Here is a 21,139-nt window from a genome sequence, read left to right as displayed (position 1 = left end):
AGTGGTGCTCCGTTTGTCATTCGCCATGTTTCGCAACATCCTCGTACTGTCTTCCTTCAACTCTTAAATTGCAAGGTAAAGGGTCATTTTTAGTGCCCCCCCCCCCCGCACTTTCAGGGGGCGTTTTCCCTCCGAAAGTAGACTAAGGGCAGTCTTATACTTAATATTCCATTGTATAACTTTTCAGGATGTTGTCCACTAGGTAACGGGAAGCAAACGGCCACGTTACTGAGACGTTACTTGGAGCGGCATCCTTGCAGGATCCCTCCCCTTTGATGTCCCATTCGGGACCTAGATGCGGAGCGCTTGGCTTCGAAGAAGCTCCCGCAGCCCGCCTCGCCCTTTGGCGCTCATGTGCCGGGCCGAGACTTTGGAACGCGCGCTGCCGAGCAAGGGGCTGCCCGCGCCGGAACACCGACGAACGAGCCGCAGAGGCCTTGCTCCAGAGAGCAGCTGAGATGCGCTGGTGTCATTATGAAGCAAATCCACGCTCACGGCGGATTTGACAGGGTAAAGATATTATTCTGAATAGGCAAATGAGTCATATTTACCACTCAGCGGTGTTGCAGATATAAAAAAGCCCGCACCGAAAGGTGCGGGCTTTGAAACGAGCGCTGTGCTCGGGTTCTTTAGAGCAGCGGTTACTGCTGCTCGGGAGCCTGGCCGCCCTCGGCGGGAGCCTGGTCGGCACCAGCGGCGTCGCCCTCGGCGGGAGCCTGGTCGGCACCAGCGGCATCGCCCTCGGCGGGAGCCTGGTCGGCACCCTCGGCGGGAGCGGCGTCACCCTCGGCGGGAGCCTGGTCGCCCTCGGCGGGAGCGGTATCGCCCTCGGCACCAGCGGCGTCGCCCTCGGCGGGAGCCTGGTCGGCACCAGCGGCATCGCCCTCGGCGGGAGCCTGGTCGCCCTCAGCAGCCTGAGCGTCTTGCGCAGTCGGATCGGCAGCAGGCTCGCCCTCGGCCGCAGCGGCCTTCTCTTCAGCGGCCTTCTGATACGGGGCGATGTCGATGGCGTAGGGCAGGCCCTCGGGCATCGGGTTCACCGTCACCTCGGCGTTCTCACGATACTCCTGATACCAGGTGGTGAAGTTCTGACCGGCCGCGGCGGACTGCATATTGCGCAGGGCATCCACGAACTCCGTGGGAAGCTGATCGAGGGAAGTAATGCCGCCCTCGGGAACCTCGAAGACATCGGTGCACTTGATGATGTGGTAGCCGAACTCGCTCTTCACCGGGGAAGCGGTCATGTCGCCCTTGTTCAGGCCGGCCACCGCATCGGTGTACTCGGTCACAAAGTTGTTGAGCACGTTCCAACCCACATCACCGCCCTTGGCAGCGGAGCCGCTGTCCTGGGAGTTCTGGGACACGGCGTCCTCGAAGGAGATCTCGCCAGCGTTAATCTGGTCGATCAGAGCCTGGGCGCGGGCCTGCAGAGCCTCGTCGGTCTCGTCGCCCTCGGCAGTCAGCAGGATGTGGCTCGTGCGCTTCGCGCCGTTGAACTGGTCGCTTGCCGACTGAGCCTGGGCGAGCAGGGCCTCATCGCCACCGCCGTTCTCGGCATTCGCCACGGCCTCAGCCAGCTTCGACTCCATGAGGCGGGGGCGCAGGTTGGTCTCGATGTAGGTTTCCTCGGTCATGCCGCTGGCCTCGAGGGCCTGCTGGAAGGCCTCGTCGCTCTCGAACATGGCCTTGGTCTGCTCCATGGCCTCGTCAATATCGGCCTGCTCCACGGCAACGTTGTACTCAGCCGCGGCCTGATCGTACAGATCCTGCTTCACGTAATACTCGATAACCTCTTCGCGCACCGTCTCGGGGGTGTAGTTGTTGGCCACCATCCACTCGCCCCAGGCCTCGTCGCTTTCCAGGCCGCTATCGGCGCGGAACTGGGCCACATAATCGGTAACGGTCTGCTCCATGATGTTCTGGCCATTGACGGTAGCGGCCACAGCACCGCCGGCACCGTTGCCGCCGCAGCCCACCAGGCCGGCACCGAGAGCGAGCGTGAGCGAAACCGCCCCCACGCGCTTCAGAGCAGAGCTCTTAACAAACGAGGTAAATTTCATCCCTCAACCTTTCGAACGCTGCGCGAACCCCATGTCCGCGCATCCTAGCCCTGTACTGCCACAAAGCACGGCCCTCCCAACCGGGCCCTGTGCCCCATCATCGCCAGAGCGCAACGAGATAGTGTACCCTTAGTGTGGTCAGGTCGATATTATGTCAATGGCCTTCTCCATGAAAAAGCGACTCACGAAGACCGCACACCCCCGCAACGAAACGCACATATTCCTGTAAACTAGCTGAAATCTTAAGGAATGAAGTCACTATTTACCTGGGAAAACTCTTTTCAGAAAAGAGCAGCGAGAGACAATCGCTCTCGAAAACCGCCCTCGGGTCTCTCGATATGCCTCTCGATATGCCTCTCGATATAGAGAGCCATATCGAGAGCTGTATCGAGAGCAAGGAGAGAGCCCGTTCGAGAGCGGCGAGAGAACGCCCCGAAACAAGCTGCAGTAACGATCTGCAAGGAGGGGTCCTACCTCTTCAGCATGTACTTTCTTGACTGGTCAGTCGGGGGCGCCGTGGGAACGACGATGCCCTCATCTACCATACGCGCCATCTGCGCTCTCAGGGTAGCGATCTTCTTGCCCGTTTTCTCCTCTATGTCTCGCATACCAACAGGCTCGTCGCTTTCTCCCAAAACATCGAGAATGGCCTCCCGGGCCGAAACCGATCTTGACGACTTACCAGAGTTGTTCGCGAACTCATATTTGTCCTTCGACAAGGGCTTTATCAGGCCATCTTCCTCGAGCGTCTTGAGGGCCTCTCTAATCTCGTCGGAGTCGTAGCCAAGTTGTCGATGAAGCTCCTTGACGGAAATTGCCTGTTCGCGCCGCGCCTCTAAGAGCACCGCGCGCTCAACCGAGCTCAAGGGCCGCGCTGTCACCGTGCCCATCCATTCCCGATTCGCGGCTATCTCCATCCCGCCTCTTTGTAAAACAACCTTGAAGTAATCTATTCCCGCCTCGAAACGCGGCTCATCGAGAGCATGCGACCGCATCTCTCGAATCATGAGACGCACTCCCGATCCCTGCCCTTCCGCCGGGGCACCCTCGGCGGAATAGTCGATGCGCGACGCAAGCTGCATAAGGGAGCTGTTTCGGCAGCGTGATTGCCCATCGCCCAGCGTTTCCAGCGTCTTGCCGCCCCACAGCCCACCGGGATTGGTAATCTCAACCCTATCGGCGAAAACATCTACCGATACCGCCTGGCCGACGAATGAGCTCGAGTACTCGCGATGAATGACGGCATTAGCTATGGCCTCGCGCAAAACATCGCGGGGAATCTCCAGCTCATCGCGACGACCCGTGCCCTCTACATAGGAATACGTTCGCAGGTTTCGCGCCACCGCGAGCACCGCCTCGTCCACTGCTTCGCCGATAGGCCCCTCGCACAGAACACGGTCGAGAAAACGAGGGCCATCGGGCTCGGACTTCTCTATTCCCGGATGAACCGTCACATCCACGATAAGCTTCGGAAAAAACTCCTGGGGATAGGCCCCCAGGCTCATCAGACCTGCAAAGCTGAGGGCACCCGATGCGGTGACAACGCCCAGCCGCTTGAGATGCACATTGCGGTCATCGGTGCCGCGCAGCGCACGCGACCCGCGCTCCTTTTCGCGGGCGAGCAGGCGGTCAGTCAGTGTCGCGTCAAGATCATCTTGAGACGAGCCGCCCACTGCCTCGCGGTCGGCGGGAGAAGGCTCCAGCAGGTGCTTCAGCTCGAAAATCTCGGTTGAGGAAAGCTTGATATCCTTATCGTCGACGCGCTTGAAAGCGCCGTTCGACAGCCCCCTCGCTTGCACGTAGCACGGCTTGAACCGAGGCTCAACCTCCGCAATCTCTACGACGAGAACCTGCGCGCCCTCAAAATCCATGCGCTCCAAGTCGTACTGGGGCATATTGGCTATTTTGGGTTTGGCATTCCCTCCGTCTTCCAAACCGGAGATGAACTGGTCGCGCACTTTGTTGAGATCGAACCCCTCAACAGGTTTGAAGCCCTCGTTTTCCTCCAGACCCAAAATGAGCGTGCCGCCACGTGTATTCCCAAAAGCGCTCACGCTCTCCCAAATGTCTTTCGACAAAGCGCTCTTGCACGCTTTGACTTCCACCTGGGCGTCATCACATCCCTGCTTGCGCAGCCTTGCTACCGTGCTTTCAAGCGCTTCTGGAGTCATGCAGCCACCTTTTCTGAGCGCCTACCCGCCCACTCTCTCGTTGCTCTCTATCTGCTCTCTATATTTTACTCTCTATAGAGAGCATTTTCGAGAGTAATTAGAGAGCATTTTCGAGAGCAAACAGAGAGCCCGCTCGAGAGCGGCGAGAGAACGTCTCAAAACAAGCCCCGAAGACCCGCGCTCTGCGGTCGACGCCACAGCAAAGGGCCAGTGGACGGCGACTGGGGCATCCCGCCGCCACAGAAGACGGCTCCCTAGCGGGGCTTCACATACAAGAAGCCGGGCCCTATGACCCGGCTTCTGAAATTATTGGTGGAGCCTAGGGGGATACGGAAGCCCTGCTGCGCAGGTCTTCAAGACCTCGGCCTTCGGCCTCGGCCGCGAACAGCCCACTGGGCTGTTCGCCCCTCGCGGGGTTCGATCCCAAGGAGCTCTTACATACAAGAAGCCGGGTCACATGACCCGGCTTCTGAAATTATTGGTGGAGCCTAGGGGGATCGAACCCCTGACCTCATGGCTGCCAGCCATGCGCTCTCCCAGCTGAGCTAAGGCCCCGAAAAAGTGCGAGGACTATATTAGCACAATGGCTCGGGCGCGCAAGAACTTTTTTGAAAAAATTTCTCGCGCCCTGTTATCGCGCCTCCGAAGAGCCCTTCTCGCGCCTGTTGGCGCCACGGCCTCCATGCGGCAACATCGAGGATGTCCCCCGCGCCGCCAGCCCTCGCGTCGTCGGCCCTCGCCGGCCAACCGCCTATTCCGCAGCCGTCTCAGCTGCTGCGGCGACCTTCTCCACCTCGTCGATGATACCGTCCAGCGCGCCTTCCACGTTGTAGGCCTCCACGCGGCCCTCGTCCACCAGGCGGGCGAAGGAGGGATCCATCGGCAGGGTGGCCACGGCGGGGATGCCGTACTTCTCAGCCACGGCTGCGCCCTGGGGCTCGCCGAAGATGTGATGCTCCTTGCCGCAGTCGTCGCACTTGAAGTAGGCCATGTTCTCCACGAGGCCCACCACCGGCACCTCGAGCGACTTCGCCAGGTTCACAGCCTTGCCCACGATCATGGCCACCAGCTCCTGCGGGGCCGACACGGTGACGATGCCGTCCACGGGCAGCGACTGGAACACGGTGAGGAACACATCCGAGGTTCCCGGAGGCATGTCGACGAACATGTAGTCCACATCGCCCCAGTTCACTTCCTGCCAGAACTGCTTGATGGCGCCGGTAACCACCGGGCCGCGCCAGGCCACGGGCATGTCGCCTTCGGGCAGCATGAGGTTCACGGACATCACCTCGATGCCGCTGGCCGACTTCGCCGGGTTGATGCCGTCGGCGTCGGCGGTCAGGCGAGAATCCACGCCGAAGGACTTCGGGATGGACGGACCGGTGATGTCGGCGTCCAGGATGGCCACCTTATGGCCGCGCTTGTTCATCTCGGAGGCGAGCAGGCTCGTGACGAGGGACTTGCCCACGCCGCCCTTGCCCGATACCACGCCGATGACGTGCTTCACGTTGGAGCGCTTGTTGGGTGCCAGGGTGGAGGGACCCGCCTCAGCGGTACGGTCGCCGCAGCCGGACACGCCGCAGCTGGAGCACTCGTGGGAGCATTCTTCTGCCATGATTCCTTCTTTCTTTTCTCTCAGCGGCTGCATTATTCGCAACCAAGATAGCTCGTGGGGCATCATAGCACAACCTCGTGCCTTGCAAACCCCCTGATTATCGCTACTGTTGCACCAAAGAGAGGCTGCCGCCCCTGGCGCTATCGCCCCATCAATCCCCCATCGCAGGACTGGCGACCAAGGCGATGGCGCAAAGGATCCTGCGACTCGTTGGCGTCTCTGCCCTCGTCGCATAGCCGGCGGTCATTGGCGCCGCCTCGCCGCGGAGCTTGCAGCCTAGAAGTCCTCGGGCATGTCCTTGCCGTCGCCGGACGCGTAGAACGTGGCTTCGCCGGCCATGGCGCGCACCGACTTCCCGTCGTGGAAGGGCAGGTCGAGGAACTCGGCGATGGTGGGCACGAGCGGGCTGCAGTCGACGTAGTGCCCCTTCTCGTTGAACCGGTTGGTATCCTGGGCGCGCCAGTACTGGTCGTTCACGTCGGTGAGGTAGTACAGCCCGTCGGCCACTTCCATGTACACCGAATGGTTCGTGTGCAGGTAGGTGGGCAGCTCGTCGATGGTGATGTCCAGCGCCTCAACGTCCTTCTTACCCATGGATGCTCCTGTTCTCGTGGGGGCAATGACCTTCCTCGGCAATCACCCTCGGGCGGGCGATGGCCTTCTGCGGCCGCGCCTGGCAGATCGCGCGGAACCCTTCGGCGGTTTCCGCACCATTTCGACGGCAACTTCGCCCGCAAGCACGGCACTTTTCTAGCAGCATCATAGCAAAAGCAGCATCGGGGGCCGCCTCTGTTTCTCTTTCTCCGTTTTTTGTGCAGTAAACGCCGCGAGATAGATTGTCCTGACTCGTAGATAATTAGAAAACAGTGCATTTCGGCCCTTTTTGCGTATCGGAACGCGTTTTTCTTACGGAATGGAGCCGCGCATGTCTACTTCGCGGCGTTTACTGCACAGAATCGGCTATCTTCGGTAGAAAACCATCCATGGAAGGAAGCCTTATGCGCATCGGCATCATTTCCGACACTCACGGCAGTTTGAGCCCGCAGGCCTATGCGGCACTCGCCGACTGCGACCACATCATCCACGCAGGAGACATCGGCGGGCCGGCTATCCTGCGCGAACTGGAGACGCTCGCGCCTGTGACGGCGGTGCTCGGCAATAACGACTTCGCGGAATACGGCAGCGACGTGGGGCTCTTCGCGCGCCCGGTGCTCGGCGGGGTGAAGTTCCTCGTGGGACACAAGCCCGGCGACGTGCGGGTCAGTCGCGGAGGCGCCTCACGCGGGCTCGGCCCGGGCGATCCCATCCCCGATGTCATCGTGCACGGGCACACCCACGTGCCAGAGCTGGTGGTCGGCCCCGAGGCGCGGCCCGCGAGCATATATATGTGTCCGGGCGCAGTGTTCCGCCCGCGCAGCGACTTCGGCCGCACCATCGCGAAGATGGACGTGGAAAACGGCCGCGTGCTGCGCACCGCTATCGAGGATCTGACCGGAAAGACGCTGCTGGAGGCATAGGATAGCTACACCCCCAAGCCGACGGTGAGGTGGGTCATGTAGAAAACGAAGCGCATGACGAAGATACCCGCCAGCGCGAGCAAGGCACCGATGGATCGAACGACGACGCAATGCAGGTCGCCGGGCAAACCGTTCGCAGCGGGCGCGTCGCCCTGCTCGGTGGCGGCGCCCTGCTCGGTGGGCGCGGCAGCGGGCGCGGCTGCAACAGTAAGCGGCTCGGCGGGCGTGGCAGCGGGCGCATCGGCAACAGCAAGCGGCTCGGCGGCAGGCGCGGACATGGCCTGACCGGAGCTGGCAGCCTTGCGGCCCTGCGCCCCATCAGCGGCACGCCAGGACAGCGCGATGCCGCTGGCGCTCAGCAGAACGAAGGTCGCCGCGAAAGCCGGGTAAGCCGGCACAAGCTGCCCGACCGTCGCAAGCTCGTTGGCAAGCGGATGCAGCCATGCGCCTAGCACCACGTACACCACCGTATTCGCCACAAACGCCGCAGCAGCCAGACCGCACAGTGCCGCTCTCGACACGGGCCAGCGGGCCAGCGCGAAACCCACCAGCGCAATAAGCGGCCCTCCCACCAGGGAATTCAGCACCAGCGACGCCGGCACGAGCGGCAGGCTCCAGGTAATGATGGTGTCCACGTGGTAGGCGAAGGCCACGGCCACGACGAAGGCGACAATGGCCACGTCAATGGCCGCGAGCAGCCCCCGTTGCAGTCCCCTACGCGGATGCTCGGCGAAAGAGTACAGCCAGTAGATACCCGCAAGCGCCAGAAACGCTACCGCGCATCCCACCTCGGTGGAAAGCGGGCTGCGGCCCACACCGGTGAACACGTAGAGCGCGTTCGAGGGATTGCCCAGATGCGTTGCCGAAGCCACGAGCCCCACCATGGCAATGACCAGCGGCAGACACGTCAGCTGATTCAGGCGCCGCGCCGCATCTCCCGTCGCCCGACCGAGCATCACCGGCAGGCTCATGAGAAGGTAGGCCACCGCGCCCGAGGGGGCGAGCGTGGTGAAGAGTACCAGGGTGATCTCGTCGAAAGCGAAGGAAAAGCCGGTCACGAAACGCCCCTAGCGATAGAAGCGCGGCAGGTTTACCGCCAGCTCGCGTTCCTGCTGCATGCTGAGCAGCGTCGCCCGAGTCAGGCGAGCAAGGCCACGGTAGAAGGGGTGATCGGCCGCCTCGGCGAGCCCTTCCAGGTAATGAGGCGCCCAGGTGAGCAGGTGATCGCGCAGGTACTCGTCAACCAGCTCGGGGCGCTCGGCAGCGAGAAAGGACAGCAGGGCCAGCATGAGGCCGATGTGGTCTTCCGGGGTGCGCTCGTCGCCGAGGCGCTGGATTCCGCGGGCGCGCATCCAGGCCCGCAGCGCCAGGGTGCTCTCGCCGAAGATGACGCAGTCGTGATCGGTGTAGACCGACCCCCACGGCGGCGCGGGAAGGCGCCCCGGGCCCACGAACAGACGGCGGTACTCCCAAACCAGGTCGTCGTGATCGGCGCCCGCAGCCAAACCGGCGCGCATCAGCGCCAGGGCTGCACGAGCCTCGGACTCATCGGCGAAGGGCCACTCGGCCGCAGCTGCGTCCACGTCTAGCTCGGCCAGAGCAGCGAAGGCGTCGGGGGCCTGGCCGGTACGCGGGTCGTTCAGGAAGAACGGCGCCAGGACCGCCCCAACGAAGGCAATGGCCTCCACGGCAGCAGGGTCGGCGGCCGTCTTCGTCGCCGTGGAAGCATTATCAACACAGTGGGTCATGACAGGCTCCTATACAATTTCCCGCGCGTTCTGCACGCGGCCCTCGGCGCGCACGCGCCCGGGGTCGTCCTTGAAGATGCGCGGCGGCGACACCACCAGATTCGGCGCCGTAGCCGTCGCGGCTGGCAGCGGCGGCACGTCGGCCACCGTGCCCCAGGCAGCCCGCAGCTCGTCTATCGGCCCGAAATCGAGCGCGCGCAGGGGGCAGGCCTCCACACAGATGGGCTGTCTGCCCTCGGCCACACGCTCGGCGCAGCCGTCGCATTTCGCCGAGCGGCCCGCCACGCGATCGACCTTCGGGGCACGGTAGGGGCATGACAGCGCACAATAGCCGCAACCGATGCAACGGTCGGCATCCACCCGCACAAGCCCGCGCTCGTCTTTGTGCATGGCGCCGGTAGGGCACACGCGCACGCAGGCAGCATTGCCGCAGTGGTTACAGGCCACCGACAGGTGGTAGGCGAAGGTGTCCTGGGTCACCGTGCCGTCGTCCGCTCGCCGCCACGTTCCGCCGCCGTACTCGTATACCTGGCGGAAGGCGATATCGGAAGGCAGGTCGTGGAAGTCCTTGCAGGCGAGCACGCAGGTCTTACAGCCCGTGCACCGCCGCCCGTTGAAGTGAAACCCGTACTGCATGGCCACTCCCTTCCCTCATACCCCCGACCGCTGCGAGCAGCCCTTCGCCTCGGCATACTACCACGGAGGGCAGCCGTGCGACTACCCTCCGCGATTTCCCTTCCGGCAAGGCGTTAGCTGATCTCGCGCGGGTTCAGCACCGCGCCGGTCGTGTCGCCTGCCGGCTTTGCCGTCGCAGGCGGCGTGATCACCAAATTGGGGCTCGTCTCGCTGGCCGCCGGCAGCGGAGCCAACTCGGCCACATCGCCGTAGGTGGCACGCAGCTCGTCAATGTCGCCGAAATCCAGCGCGCGCAGGGGGCACGCCTCCACGCACACCGGCTTCTCGCCGGCAGCCACCTTGTCGGCGCACATATCGCACTTCACGCTCTTCATAATCTCGGTATCAACCTTGGGCGCACCATAGGGGCACGCGTTCGCGCAGGTACCACAGCCGATGCACTTCTCAGGATCGCTTCGCACCGCGCCGGTATCGGCGTCCTTCTCGATAGCGCCCTGAGGGCAGTTCGCCATGCACACCGGCATATCACAATGATTGCAAGCTACCGACACGCTGTAGGCGAAGGTGTCGTTCGTCCAGCAGCCGTCATTGCCCTTCGTCCACGTACCGCCGCCGTACTCGTACACGTTGCGGAAGTTGATGGACTCGGACAGGTCGTTCTTATCTTTGCAGGCCAGCACACAGGTCTTGCAGCCCGTGCAGCGCGTGCCGTTGAAATAGAATCCGTAAGTCATAATGGCTCTCCTCCGTTCACAGTGCGCTTAGGCACGGGCCACTTCGACGAGATTGGTGTGCTGCGGGTTGGCCTTCGCGTAGGGCGAGGGGCGGTGGGACGTCAGCGTGTTGATGCAGCCTCCACGATCCACCTTGTCGCCGCTCATGTCGGCGTCATGCCATGCACCTTGGCCCATGGCCACAGTACCGGGGATGATACGGGGCGTCACCTTCACGACGATCTCCACGGTGCCGCGATCGTTGGTCACACGCACGGTGTCACCATCGACGATGGAACGCTCCTCGGCATCGAGCGGATTCATCCACAGCTCCTGCGGATTGGCCGCCTTCAGCACCTCGATGCAGCCGTAGGAGGAATGGGTGCGGCCCTTGAAGTGAAAGCCCGTCAACTGCAGAGGATACTTCTCGGCCAGCGGGTCGGCATAGCCCTCCGCCTCGGGGCAGTACACCGGCAGCGGGTGAATGAGGTCGCCCTCGGCCAGCTCCCAATCGGCCACGGTGTCCATCAGGGCCTGCGAGTAGATCTCGATCTTGCCCGACGGCGTCTCCAGCGGATTGGCCTCGGGGTCGTCGCGGAAGTCCTTAAAGGCCACGTGCTCGCCCTCGGGACACTGCTTCTTGTAGATGTGCTGTTCCATCATCTCGTCGAAGGTGGGCGCACCCGGGTCGCCGGGCAGGGCCTGCTCCTCGTAGATGCGACGCAGCCAGCCCATTTCATCGAGCCCTTCGGTGAAAGCCTCCTTTTGACCGAGCTTATCGGCCACGTCGGTAAGCACCGAATACAGCGTGCGGCGCTCGAACTTCGGAGAGGTGATGGCGTCACCGGCAATGTAGTAGGCCATGTTGCCAGCGTACTCGCTCTGGATGATGTTGGGCTGCTCCACCGCCATGAGATCGGGCAGCAGAATGTCGGCGTACTTCGCGGAGTCGGTCATGAACGTGTCCCACAGCACGATGAACTCGCACTTCGACTCGTCGGAGAGCACCTCGTGGGCATGATTGATGTCGCCGTGCTGATTCGTCATGCAGTTGCCAGCGTAGTTCCAGATCATTTTGATGGGCACGGAGAGTTTGTCGGCACCGCGCACGCCGTCGCGCGTGGCCGTCATCTGCTCGCCGTGATCGACCGCGTCAGTCCAGGTGAATGAGGCGATGGACACCTCCACCGGGTTGTCCTCAGCCGGCACGCCGAACCAGGCAGGCATGTAGTAGCCATCCAGGTCGCTGCCTGTGTTACCGCCGTTGATGCCCACATTGCCCGTCAGCACCGCCAGCATGCAGATGGCGCGGGCCGTCTGCTCGCCGTTGCCGCGACGCTGAGGGCCTTTTCCCTGGTAGATAGCGCAGGGTTTGGCCGTGGCGATCTCGCGCGCAAGCGCCTCGATGGTAGCGGCGGGCACGAGCGTAATAGCCGCGGCCCACTCGGGCGTCTTCGGCGTGGCGTCGGCTCCCTTGCCAGTGATGTAGTCCACATAGGAAGCGCCCGTACCGCGCAGTTCCTCGGGCATGGTGGCATCGTCGTAGCCGATGCAGTAGGTGCTCAGGAAGTCGTGATCCACCAAATCCTCGGTGATCATCACGTAGGCGCAAGCGTCCACCAGCGCCGCATCGGTGCCGGGGCGGATAGCGATCCACTGATCGGCATGGACGGCAGCCGTATCGGTGTAGCGCGGGTCGACGACAATCACCTTCGCGCCCGACTTCTCCAGGCCCTGCATATAGTGGTAGGTGGGACCGGCGCCGGACATCTTGGTCTCGCAGCTGTTGTCGCCGAAAAGCACGACAAGCTTGGAGTTGGCCACATCCGAGTTGCCGTTGGCTGCACGGCCACCATAAAGGAAAGGCAGCGCCTGGGAGATCTGGGCGGAGCTGTAGGAACCGTAGCGCCCGAGACAGCCTCCGTTCATGTTCACCAAACGGTTGAGAAAGCCGCCGATGTTACCGGCGTTCACGCCCGAGGCGTACTGCACGTACACCGATTCAGGACCGTAGGCATCCAAGATGCGCCGGTACTCACTGGCGATGGTCTCGATGGCCTCGTCCCAGCTGATCTCCTCGAACTTGCCCTCGCCGCGCTTGCCCACGCGCTTCATGGGGACATTCAGGCGGTCGGGGTGATTGAGCCAGCGGCGGATGGTGCGTCCGCGCTGGCAGGCGCGCAGCTGGTGATCGCCGTACTCGTCGTTACCGGTGTTGTCGGTCTCCACCCACTTCACCTCGTCGTCCACCACATGGAAGCGCAGAGCACAGCGGGTCTCGCAATTCACCGAGCAATGGCCCCAGCAGACCTTCTCTTCAACTGCCGCCGTATCGGCCAGCCCTCCGCCGGCGGCGCCGGAGTCGGTAGCAGGCGCGCAGCCGAACAGACCGGCCGTGCCGACGGCGGCGGCGCCGAGGCCGGCGAGCGCCGAGCCTTTCATGAACGTGCGACGGGACAACGAATGCTCCTTCGTGATCGTCATGGTCCCTCCCTCTCTTCTCTCGAAACAGTATGGGGCATTCCGGCAACGCCCGACAGAGCATCGGCGGAACGGTCGGCGAGGGTCTCCTCGGCCTCGTCGACGGGCCGCATCATAGCCCGCTGCGGGCGGAAGGCGTGTCACATACTCCGTGTGAATTTCGCATTATACCTGTTCACAGCCTTGTGTCGTGTCACCTGTTTCCCCTGTCGACGGACATTCTTCCTTGCGAGACGCTATACTGGGCATCAGCGAAAAGAAGGAGACGCCGCAGCGAGAAACGTACCGATCGGCATCGGTCGCGGCGCAACGGAGAGCGCAAGCAGCTCGATGGCGTCTACCGCGCAAGGGGAGGGAAGGTCTGTGAGGGCATCGGCATTGCTCAGCCTGCTGCGGCCGAATACGGCCTCGCTCGGCTATGGGTTGTTCCTTGCCATCAACGCCGCCAGCGTATGGGGCGGTGTGTTCCCGTTTCTACCCCTCTCCTTCCAAACCCCCGAGGTGATGCTGTGGTTCTTCGGGGCCGAATCGCTCGCGTTCGCCCTCACCTTCCTGGCTAGCGCCGCCGGCACCTACCTCTTCCCCGCCGAGACCCGGCACTTCATGGTGAAAGCCGTGGCGGTGCCCTACATGGGCGGCTGGTGCCTGCTCATCGGCGCCATGTACGCGCGCAGCATCGCCGTTGCCCTGGCGGGCGCGGGCGGAGCGCTCCTCGGCGTGGGATCGGCGGGCTTCTACATGCTGTGGCAGCGGCTGTTCGCCAGCCAAGACGCACGCGAGGGCATGGGCAACCTCATCGCCGGCACAGCCTGGGCCGCAGTGCTGTACTTCGCGCTGTACCTCATTCCCGTGGCGGTGACGGCCTATCTCATCCCCTGCGTGTTTCTGCCCCTGTTCGGCCTGGCCGTGGTGTTGAAAAGTCGCACCATCGACCTCGACCAGCCTATGTTCCAAGACGCGCCGCGCGAGCATCCGCGCACCTATCGGCACGTGCTGTCCACCATCTGGCGCACGGCGCTCACCCTCGGCACCCTGGGCTTCTGCACCGGCGTCATGCGGTCGTTGGCCGTAGGCGATCCGGCGGTGGGCACCATCGTGAACGCGCTGTCCATGGCAGCCTCGTGCGCAGCAGCCGTGGCGCTGCTCGCCGTGTGGGCCAAGAAGAACCTGCGTATCAACGTGGCCACGAGCTACCGGCTGTTCTTCCCTGTGGTGACCACGGCGTTTCTGCTGCTGCCGCTTCTGGGCCGCGGCTACGCCGGAGCTCTGGCGGCGGGGCTGTACGCGCTGTGGTCGGTTACCATCATGCTGATGATGATCCAGTGCGCCCAGGTATCGCGTGACGGCGGCATCAACCCCGTGTTTATCTACGGCGCCTTCGGCGGCATCATGTACGGCCTGCACGACGTGGGCTTCATCGGCGGCCGCCTCATCGAGTCGCTCCCGCTGGGCGAGCTGCCCTTCGGGGGACTCTCGCCGCTTGCGCTCATCACCATCGGGGCGCTGTACTTGCTGGGCATCATGTACTTCGTCGGCCAAGGGGGCTTCCGGCGGGCCTTGTCCACCGGGGCTCCCGACGAGATCGAGCTTTTGGCGCTGCGCCGCAAGACGGGCGACGGGCACCGCCCTGGGCCGAGCTCTCAACCAAGCGGAGCGGCGAAGGGCGGGCGCGTTGCCAAGGAGGGAAGGCCCGAGGCGAAAGGGCCGGAGGCGCAGCATGAGGGCGCAGGCGCTTCGGAGGGGCCTGCGCGAACCGAAGATGCGGGCTCAGTCGCATCGCCGCACGCTGGCGAGAACGGGGACGGAGCCGCTTTGCCGCGCAAGCAGGGCGCCGGGCGCACGGCCGACCCCTTCCCCGGAGCCCAAAACACCCTTGCCGGAAGAGGCGCCCCTCCATCCCGCGACGGGCACGAGGCGGAAGCCACATACCGCGATCGATTCTCGAAGCAGATGGCAGCAGTGCGCGAGAGCTTCGGACTATCAGCGCGCGAAGCCGAGGTGGCCGAGCTCATTGCCCGGGGCAACACCGTGGCCCACATCGCCGAGCTGCTGTTCGTGTCGGAGAACACCGTGCGCACCCATTCCAAGCGCATCTACGTGAAACTGGGCATTCACAAGCGCCAGGAGCTTATCGAGCTCGTGGAGAGCTTCGGCCCCGAAGGACGCTAGGCCGCCGTTTCGCGACGGGGCGTGACGCGCGGGCGGAACGCGGGGCGCAGGCGGGGCCGCGCTTGCTACCATGGGGCCATGACGGAAAGCACGAACAGAGCGAAGGAGACGCCGTGGGTGCAGTGGCGCTACCTTGTGGTGGCGTCGGCCTGCGTGGTGCTCGCCGCGCTGGCGGCCGCGCTGCTGGCGCTCCCCGACCTGCCCGCGACCGGCGCAGGCGGCGCAACCGGCGCGGCTGACGCGCTCGGGGCCGGCGCGGCCGGCGCGGGTGCCGAAAGCTGCCCGCGGTGGCTCTACCTCGTGGGAACCTGCGTGCTCGTGGCGGTCGTGGAAGAGCTCGTCTTCCGCAGCCTGCTCCTGCGCGCGGTACGGCACGTATGCGGCCCCAAGGCCACCATCGTCGCGACGGCTGTCGTGTTCGCCGCCCTGCACGGACTGCCCATCGGCATCGAGGGCGACCCGGCCGCCGAGCTGGTCGCCGCGTCGCTTACCCTGAAATTTTTGGAGGCCCTCGCCTTCGGCATCGTGCTGGCCGCCATGCTCTTCCGGGGCGGCACTTTACCCCTCGTCATCGCGCTGCACGCGGTATTCGACATCATCTACTTCGCCGGCCCCGTGCTCGTCGGCGGCGACTTCCCCGCCAGCTACGTGGTCACCGCTCCCGCCGGCTTCGCCTCCCTGGCCGCGGCAACCCTCATCTTGACCATCCCCGCCGCCTGTGCCCTCCGTTTTCCCGAAAGCAGCCTCTCCCTCGGCTTTCCCGAACCCCACTGATCTGCTTCGGAGCTTCAGAATTTGGAAAATATGCTTTTTTTGACAGGCCTATGACCTGGTATTTCTCGCGAAACACCAGGTCAAGATAGGTATTTTTCAGGCCCAGAAAATCATATTTTCCATGCTACAGGGCCCAAAAAAGCAGATTTTCCATGTTGGAACGCGGGCACATCGAGCTTCTGGCCCCATGCGGACGCTCCAGCTTCTGGCCCCGTGCGGACGCTCCCGGCTTCTGACTTGGCCGCCCTAAGCCCTTATGCGCTTGCGATTGGGGTTCGCCAGCCCGCCGACTGCGGCGTGTCGAAGGTCATGAGGATGAGGGCCGCCGACAGCAGCGCCACAGTCGCGGCCAGCGGGCGCCTCGTTGCCAGGCCGGCCGTGCACACCACAGCCAGCATAAGCGCCAACAGCACAGCGACCTTACCGGTGTAGGCGCAGCGCATGGGCACCATGTTCCCGTTCGCCAACTCCAGTGAGCCGGCGCAGGGCGCGGCCCACAACAGCACGGCGCCCACCGCCACGAGGGCGCAGGCCAGCGATATAATCTGCGCGATCAGAGGTACCTTCTTCATGGGTCTCCTTTCTTAGGTACGTAGCGGCGAGGCTCTTCCGCTCGTTCCGCTCGCCCAGGATGACACGGGCGCTCCCCTCTCAGGCCACCACGGCCATGCCCTTGGGGCTCGCGAGTCCCGTTACCGTCGCTGTGACCGTCAGCGCGGCTGCGTCCACCACGAACACCTCGCCCGTGGCGCTGTTCGCCACGAAGAGCGTCGCCCCGGCGGGAGACGCCAGCAGGGTGTTTTCGGTCGTTTCGGACGAGCACAGCTTATCGAGCGCTGCAAACTCACACGGTGCGAGACCGAGGTATTCCGGTTGTTCGCCGCCGAACGCGACTCCGGCTACATCCGCGAGAAGCTCTGCATCTCCCGCGATACGGCACACACGTACCTGAAGCACGTCTACCAAAACTCGGCATCCACTCCAAGCGCGAGATGTTCGGCCTTATCGAGCGGGAGCGCCAGGGCTCGTAGCACCCCTTACAGCGGCAGCTCGTACATGGACACCTGGATGTCGCCGAGGGCCGGGTAGTAGACGGTCCAGTCACCCCGATCCTCGAAGCCGCAGGATTCGTAGAGACTGCGGGCCCGCTTGTTGTGGGGGAAGGTGTCCAGGCGCAGAACCACGAGCCCATCGGCGCGGGAAACCTCAATGCCCCGGGTCAGAAGCTGTCGCGCGAAGCCGCGACCGTGATAGACCGGCAGCGTAGCCACCACGTGCAGCACGCCCACACACTCGGGCGCCGCATCCACAGCCCAGGGCACCGCCTCGTAGCCGGACGACCCCTCGTGGTTCACCACCATGGCGCTCGCGATGACGGGATGGGAACCGGCAGCGCCCTTGCCGCCTTCGGCCCGGGCGTCCATAGCCCCGCCGGCGCCCGAAGCGCACGCACCCGCTTCCACGCCCTCCCCTTCGGCATCCCCGGTGAGCACGCCGATGATCATCTGACCGGCTTCCACCGACTCTCGCAGAAGCGCTGCGGACGGGTGGCCGCCGCGACGCCATTGCACGTCGAAATCGGTGTCTTCCATCTGGTCAGCCATCTGCCCGTAGAATTCGAACACCGCATCCAGCTCATCGACTCGCGCCTTGCGCACCTCCAACATCGCGCCACCCCTCTCTTCTCCGCGTTGAATGCTCTTCGCCCACTCTACCACGCCGGGATGAAACGCCGGCCCGCACAAGGCCCCACTCTGGGGTGCGATCGCTATCGCTCCAGCCAGCCTTTCGGCACGGGGATGAGAGCGCCAATGGCCGCAGCGGCCAAAAGCACGAAGACGGCCTTCACGGGAAACACCAGAAACAGCAGCAGCGCCGTCATGAGCGGTTGGCGCATGACACAACCGGTCAGGCCGGCAGTGGTGGCGCACAGGGCGAAGACGGGGTCGATGCCCGTGAGCACCGCGGCGCCGTAGCCGATGGCGATGCCGGCGAAGATGATCGGGAAGAAGTGGCCGCCGCGCCAGCCCAGGCCCAGGCACACCTGGGTGACGATCACCTTCAGGAACCCCGTGGCCATGAGGGCCGCCGCGCTGAACGTGGTCCACGTGGCCGCGAGCTGCTCGGTTTGGGCCTCGCCGGCGAACATCGTGAAAGGAAGCACGACGCCCGCGGCGCCGAGGAACGCACCGGCCGCCACCGCCTTCGCCACGGGGCGATCCCCCAGGCGGCTGGCCAGCCCGCGCACGGCCCGGCCGCTGCCGTGGAAGAGCCATCCAGCTGCTGCCCCCAGCAACGCAAGGGGAATGCCCCAGGCCAGTTCCAAAGCGCCAATGGCGATGGTGGAGAAATGGGGCAGGCCTCCTCCTTGGCCGAACAGAGACCCGAGCCCGACCATGGCCCCCAGGGCCCCGGCGATGGCGAGCAGGTAGGCAACCAGCTTCGTCGCCCGGGGCACCTCGATGGTCGACGGAGCCGCTCCCGCAGACTCGTCGGCATACCCCGCCAGAGGCGCAGCCAGACCGAACAGGGGCGCCGAGAACGTGGCCGACACCACGGCCGCCACGCCCACCTGCGACAGCTCGCGCACCTGCGACCTCATGAAGCGCATCTTGTCGCCCACCCAGGTGGCGAGCCCCGCGATCACACCCGTGAGCCCCGCCTCGGGGCCGATGGAGCCGCCGAACAAAAGCGGCAGCAGCGCACCTGTGAACGATGCGCCCAGATGGCGGTACTCGTAGCGGCCCGTGGTCTTCACCTGGGCCATCACCGTGTTCATATCTTCGGGATAGGCCCCGCATCGCTTCTGGAAGAGCCCGATGATCACGCCGCCCGCCAGGCAGAACGCCAGCGGATACACGACGGCGGGAAGTCCCTGAGCCTCCAGGGCAGCCGGGGCCTTCACCCACAAAAGATCGATACCGAGGTTCATGAGAAAGAAGAACGCCCAGGCAAAGGCCCCCGCAAACCCGCCGAGCGCCACCGTGAGCACCCCGAACAGCGCCCCGTGCCCCGCTTTCGCCGCCAGCTTTCCCATTTCCGCCTCCTGTTTTGCGTCGCACCGGGTGATGCTTGTCGCTTGCCGCTCCGCGCCTGCCTCTTGCTGTTTGCCGCCCATTCTATAGCAGAAGACGGCCCCGAGCGTGCGAAAAAGGTCTGTTGGCCCCGAGTCCTCCCCGCATTCCGGACTTAAAGACGGAGGCCGCCAAAAGGCCCGCACCTCAGATGAGATGCGGGCCGCGGAATCGGGCGCGGGGAGGGAGGACGCCCGACGGGTTGGCGCTGGCAAGGGCAGCGACCGATCAGCTTGCGCCAATGGGCGGAAGCCAGAGCATCCGACCCTTAGGCCTCCTTGCCGCCGAGCACTTGGCCGATGGTGTAGCCCATCAGACAGTTGCGCGTGTGGGAGAGGCAGTTCAGGTTGTGCGGATAGGTGTTGTAGAACATGCCGCCCGACACGATACCGGCCGCGAACAGGCCCTCGATGGGCTGGCGCTCCTTGTCAAGCACGCGGCAGGCCGTATCCACCAGCAGGCCGCCCGCCGTGCACAGGCCGTCGGCATGTTCCTTGGTGGCGTAGAACGGCGGCGTGTCGATGGTCATCATCATCTCACCAGGGAAGTTGAAGTCCCCGTCCTTGCCGGCCGCCGCCATCTCGTTCCAGCGGTTGATGGTGGCCACGAACTCGTCGGCAGGCACCTTCATGAGCTCGGCCAGCTCTTCCAACGTGTCGGCCTTCAGGGCGTTCTCGCTCGTGGCGGCGCCGACCCACACTTCCTTGGGACCGTAGCACGACGAGCTCGGCGTCCAGATCTTGTCGATCTTCTCGGCGATGGCGCCATCGACCACGTAGAAGTCGTAGGTGCCGGGCTGGGCCTGGATGGCCATGGCCAGATGCCCATAGGGCTCATACTCGGGCGTAAAGCGCTTTCCCAGCTTGTTCACGCGCAGGTAGGGCATGAGCTGCTCGGGATCCAACATGATGGGCTGGGGGAACTCGTCTTCCGCCGCACCGACGGCAATACCCATCTGCAGGCCGTCGCCGGTGTTGCCGAAGGCACCCGTCAGCCACGCCCCCGGCACCCCGCGGGGACGGCAGCGCTCCTTCAGCATCTGCTGGTTGAACTCGTAGCCGCCCGTGGCAAGCACCACGCCCTTGGCGCAGTTGTACTGCTCGTAGCCGCCCTCGCCCTTCACGATGACGCCCGTCACCTTGCCGGCGTCGTCGGTCACCAGCTGACAGGCCGGCGTGTTGAAGCGAATCTCCACCCCGGCCTCGGTCAGGATGCCCGCCAGAATGTCGGCCAGCTCGCCCGGCGGGTACGGCAGGTTCAGCGACGTGTTCCACGAGCGCGACAGCGCGGTCTTGTCCCACTCGTCGCGAAAGTCCGGGAAGTCGCCGGCAGCGAAGGTGAGCGGGTAGTCATCCAGATTCTGGTTGTCGAAGTGGCTGATGTACCAGTCCACCGCCTCGCCGTTCTTCTCCAGGAAGTGCTTGAACAGGGTCATGTCGCCCTGGAAGGCGTTGTCCACCATGGCGTCGGCGATCCACGCGTCGGTGTCGTAGGTCATGCCCCAGTGCTCGTGCAGCTTGGAGTTCGTGCCGCCGATGGTGGCAGAGTTGTAGTTGCCGCGGTTCTGCTTCTCCACGGCCACCACCTTCAGCCCCTGCTCGGCGCAGGCCAGAGCAGCGGCATCGCCAGCCGGCCCCAGGCCGCATACCACTACGTCCACATCGTGGGTGGCGGTGATCTCGTCGGCAGCGATGGGCTCGGCCACGAAGGCGATCTCGCCCTCGCCGGCAGAGCCCACTTCCACTTCCTCCACCACGGGCCACACGGCCTTCGAGGGGTCGGTGGTCTGCATGGCCCCGGTGGCGGCCATGGCGTCGCCACCGGCGGTCGACGCCTCGCCCGCGGCCTCGCCCGCGGCCTGGGGCGCGCAGCCGGCCAACCCGGCTACCGCGGCGGCGCCGGCGGCCAGGGCGGCGCCCGACAGGAAGCCGCGGCGGCTCACACCACGACGGGCTTCCGGCAGATTGGCTTGCGTCGTGTTCTTCTCGTTTTCCATAGATGTTCCCTCCAATGACTCAGGGTCCCCCGGCGGTGGCATCAGCCGGGCCGCGATCTCTCATATGCGTGGACCTTACGGCCCGAAAGTGTAGCAGTTGCTGCGGGAAATCACATCTTCCGAAACGGGAGATTTTTACATTTCCGCTGATCAATCGCATTGTTTTGCCACAAGTTCCTCCTCTC

The 21,139-nt window shown here is 64.3% G+C and carries 17 protein-coding genes and 1 tRNA gene; 3 read left to right on the top strand and 15 right to left on the bottom strand.

Going from position 1 to position 21,139, the window contains the following annotated elements:
- Positions 1 to 641: 641 nt before the first annotated feature.
- The 5 genes from C811_RS13965 to C811_RS13945 form a co-directional block, all read right to left on the bottom strand.
- The gene (locus tag C811_RS13965; RefSeq protein ID WP_016310329.1) at positions 642 to 2,060 is read right to left on the bottom strand and encodes a peptidylprolyl isomerase; all 1,419 of its coding nucleotides are present in this window, start codon (positions 2,058 to 2,060) and stop codon (positions 642 to 644) included.
- 470 nt (positions 2,061 to 2,530) lie between these two features.
- Positions 2,531 to 4,231, bottom strand: a complete 1,701-nt coding sequence (locus C811_RS13960) for an ATP-binding protein (protein WP_016310328.1) — start codon at positions 4,229 to 4,231, stop codon at positions 2,531 to 2,533.
- Between the two features lie 479 nt (positions 4,232 to 4,710).
- Positions 4,711 to 4,786, bottom strand: a tRNA-Ala gene (locus C811_RS13955).
- Positions 4,787 to 4,982: 196 nt separating this feature from the next.
- A complete protein-coding gene (locus C811_RS13950) occupies positions 4,983 to 5,846 on the bottom strand; it encodes an Mrp/NBP35 family ATP-binding protein (RefSeq protein ID WP_016310327.1) in 864 nt (287 codons plus the stop codon).
- A gap of 276 nt (positions 5,847 to 6,122) precedes the next feature.
- Positions 6,123 to 6,440, bottom strand: a complete 318-nt coding sequence (locus C811_RS13945; RefSeq protein ID WP_016310326.1) for a hypothetical protein — start codon at positions 6,438 to 6,440, stop codon at positions 6,123 to 6,125.
- 389 nt (positions 6,441 to 6,829) lie between these two features.
- On the opposite strand from C811_RS13945, the gene C811_RS13940 reads away from it, so the two are divergent.
- Entirely contained in the window at positions 6,830 to 7,363 is a 534-nt protein-coding gene (locus C811_RS13940; RefSeq protein ID WP_198010043.1) for a metallophosphoesterase family protein, read from the top strand.
- Between the two features lie 5 nt (positions 7,364 to 7,368).
- Here the strand turns inward: C811_RS13940 and C811_RS0104105 are convergent, their stop codons facing one another.
- The 5 genes from C811_RS0104105 to C811_RS13920 form a co-directional block, all read right to left on the bottom strand.
- On the bottom strand, positions 7,369 to 8,421 hold the full coding sequence (locus C811_RS0104105) for a dimethyl sulfoxide reductase anchor subunit family protein (RefSeq protein ID WP_016310324.1): 1,053 nt from the start codon (positions 8,419 to 8,421) through the stop codon (positions 7,369 to 7,371).
- A 9-nt stretch (positions 8,422 to 8,430) separates the two neighbouring features.
- Complete coding sequence (gene dmsD / locus C811_RS13935; protein WP_016310323.1) at positions 8,431 to 9,111, bottom strand: Tat proofreading chaperone DmsD; 681 nt, start codon at positions 9,109 to 9,111, stop codon at positions 8,431 to 8,433.
- 9 nt (positions 9,112 to 9,120) lie between these two features.
- Complete coding sequence (locus C811_RS13930; protein WP_016310322.1) at positions 9,121 to 9,747, bottom strand: DMSO/selenate family reductase complex B subunit; 627 nt, start codon at positions 9,745 to 9,747, stop codon at positions 9,121 to 9,123.
- A 113-nt stretch (positions 9,748 to 9,860) separates the two neighbouring features.
- Positions 9,861 to 10,484 (bottom strand): DMSO/selenate family reductase complex B subunit, encoded by a 624-nt coding sequence (locus C811_RS13925; RefSeq protein ID WP_156997111.1) that lies wholly within the window; start codon positions 10,482 to 10,484, stop codon positions 9,861 to 9,863.
- A gap of 24 nt (positions 10,485 to 10,508) precedes the next feature.
- The gene (locus C811_RS13920; RefSeq protein ID WP_016310320.1) at positions 10,509 to 12,944 is read right to left on the bottom strand and encodes a DMSO/selenate family reductase complex A subunit; all 2,436 of its coding nucleotides are present in this window, start codon (positions 12,942 to 12,944) and stop codon (positions 10,509 to 10,511) included.
- A gap of 360 nt (positions 12,945 to 13,304) precedes the next feature.
- On the opposite strand from C811_RS13920, the gene C811_RS17130 reads away from it, so the two are divergent.
- Positions 13,305 to 15,110, top strand: a complete 1,806-nt coding sequence (locus tag C811_RS17130) for a helix-turn-helix transcriptional regulator (protein WP_016310319.1) — start codon at positions 13,305 to 13,307, stop codon at positions 15,108 to 15,110.
- Positions 15,111 to 15,188: 78 nt separating this feature from the next.
- On the top strand, positions 15,189 to 15,884 hold the full coding sequence (locus C811_RS13910) for a CPBP family intramembrane glutamic endopeptidase (protein WP_156997110.1): 696 nt from the start codon (positions 15,189 to 15,191) through the stop codon (positions 15,882 to 15,884).
- A gap of 254 nt (positions 15,885 to 16,138) precedes the next feature.
- Here C811_RS13910 and C811_RS13905 read toward each other — a convergent pair whose 3' ends face one another.
- The 5 genes from C811_RS13905 to C811_RS13885 form a co-directional block, all read right to left on the bottom strand.
- Positions 16,139 to 16,456, bottom strand: a complete 318-nt coding sequence (locus C811_RS13905) for a hypothetical protein (protein WP_016310317.1) — start codon at positions 16,454 to 16,456, stop codon at positions 16,139 to 16,141.
- Positions 16,457 to 16,535: 79 nt separating this feature from the next.
- Complete coding sequence (locus tag C811_RS13900) at positions 16,536 to 16,841, bottom strand: hypothetical protein (protein ID WP_244874340.1); 306 nt, start codon at positions 16,839 to 16,841, stop codon at positions 16,536 to 16,538.
- A gap of 80 nt (positions 16,842 to 16,921) precedes the next feature.
- On the bottom strand, positions 16,922 to 17,551 hold the full coding sequence (locus C811_RS13895; RefSeq protein ID WP_016310315.1) for a GNAT family N-acetyltransferase: 630 nt from the start codon (positions 17,549 to 17,551) through the stop codon (positions 16,922 to 16,924).
- A gap of 101 nt (positions 17,552 to 17,652) precedes the next feature.
- Entirely contained in the window at positions 17,653 to 18,921 is a 1,269-nt protein-coding gene (locus tag C811_RS13890; RefSeq protein ID WP_016310314.1) for a chloride channel protein, read from the bottom strand.
- Between the two features lie 305 nt (positions 18,922 to 19,226).
- Positions 19,227 to 20,954 (bottom strand): FAD-dependent oxidoreductase, encoded by a 1,728-nt coding sequence (locus tag C811_RS13885; protein ID WP_016310313.1) that lies wholly within the window; start codon positions 20,952 to 20,954, stop codon positions 19,227 to 19,229.
- Between the last annotated feature and the right edge of the window lie 185 nt (positions 20,955 to 21,139).

It is taken from the genome of Adlercreutzia caecimuris B7 (assembly GCF_000403355.2).
GTDB lineage: Bacteria > Actinomycetota > Coriobacteriia > Coriobacteriales > Eggerthellaceae > Adlercreutzia > Adlercreutzia caecimuris.
Note: the sequence above shows the minus strand (reverse complement) of the source record. Positions and strands in the feature narration are given on the sequence as shown.

Excerpts from the sequence above, each read along its gene's own strand:
- C811_RS13965 (WP_016310329.1), bottom strand. The coding sequence starts at position 2,060 with ATGAAATTTACCTCGTTTGTTAAGAGCTCTGCTCTGAAGCGCGTGGGG.
- C811_RS13960 (WP_016310328.1), bottom strand. The coding sequence starts at position 4,231 with ATGACTCCAGAAGCGCTTGAAAGCACGGTAGCAAGGCTGCGCAAGCAG.
- C811_RS13950 (WP_016310327.1), bottom strand. The coding sequence starts at position 5,846 with ATGGCAGAAGAATGCTCCCACGAGTGCTCCAGCTGCGGCGTGTCCGGC.
- C811_RS13945 (WP_016310326.1), bottom strand. The coding sequence starts at position 6,440 with ATGGGTAAGAAGGACGTTGAGGCGCTGGACATCACCATCGACGAGCTG.
- C811_RS13940 (WP_198010043.1), top strand. The coding sequence starts at position 6,830 with ATGGAAGGAAGCCTTATGCGCATCGGCATCATTTCCGACACTCACGGC.
- dmsD (WP_016310323.1), bottom strand. The coding sequence starts at position 9,111 with ATGACCCACTGTGTTGATAATGCTTCCACGGCGACGAAGACGGCCGCC.
- C811_RS13930 (WP_016310322.1), bottom strand. The coding sequence starts at position 9,747 with ATGCAGTACGGGTTTCACTTCAACGGGCGGCGGTGCACGGGCTGTAAG.
- C811_RS13920 (WP_016310320.1), bottom strand. The coding sequence starts at position 12,944 with ATGACGATCACGAAGGAGCATTCGTTGTCCCGTCGCACGTTCATGAAA.
- C811_RS13910 (WP_156997110.1), top strand. The coding sequence starts at position 15,189 with ATGACGGAAAGCACGAACAGAGCGAAGGAGACGCCGTGGGTGCAGTGG.
- C811_RS13905 (WP_016310317.1), bottom strand. The coding sequence starts at position 16,456 with ATGAAGAAGGTACCTCTGATCGCGCAGATTATATCGCTGGCCTGCGCC.
- C811_RS13895 (WP_016310315.1), bottom strand. The coding sequence starts at position 17,551 with ATGTTGGAGGTGCGCAAGGCGCGAGTCGATGAGCTGGATGCGGTGTTC.
- C811_RS13890 (WP_016310314.1), bottom strand. The coding sequence starts at position 18,921 with ATGGGAAAGCTGGCGGCGAAAGCGGGGCACGGGGCGCTGTTCGGGGTG.
- C811_RS13885 (WP_016310313.1), bottom strand. The coding sequence starts at position 20,954 with ATGGAAAACGAGAAGAACACGACGCAAGCCAATCTGCCGGAAGCCCGT.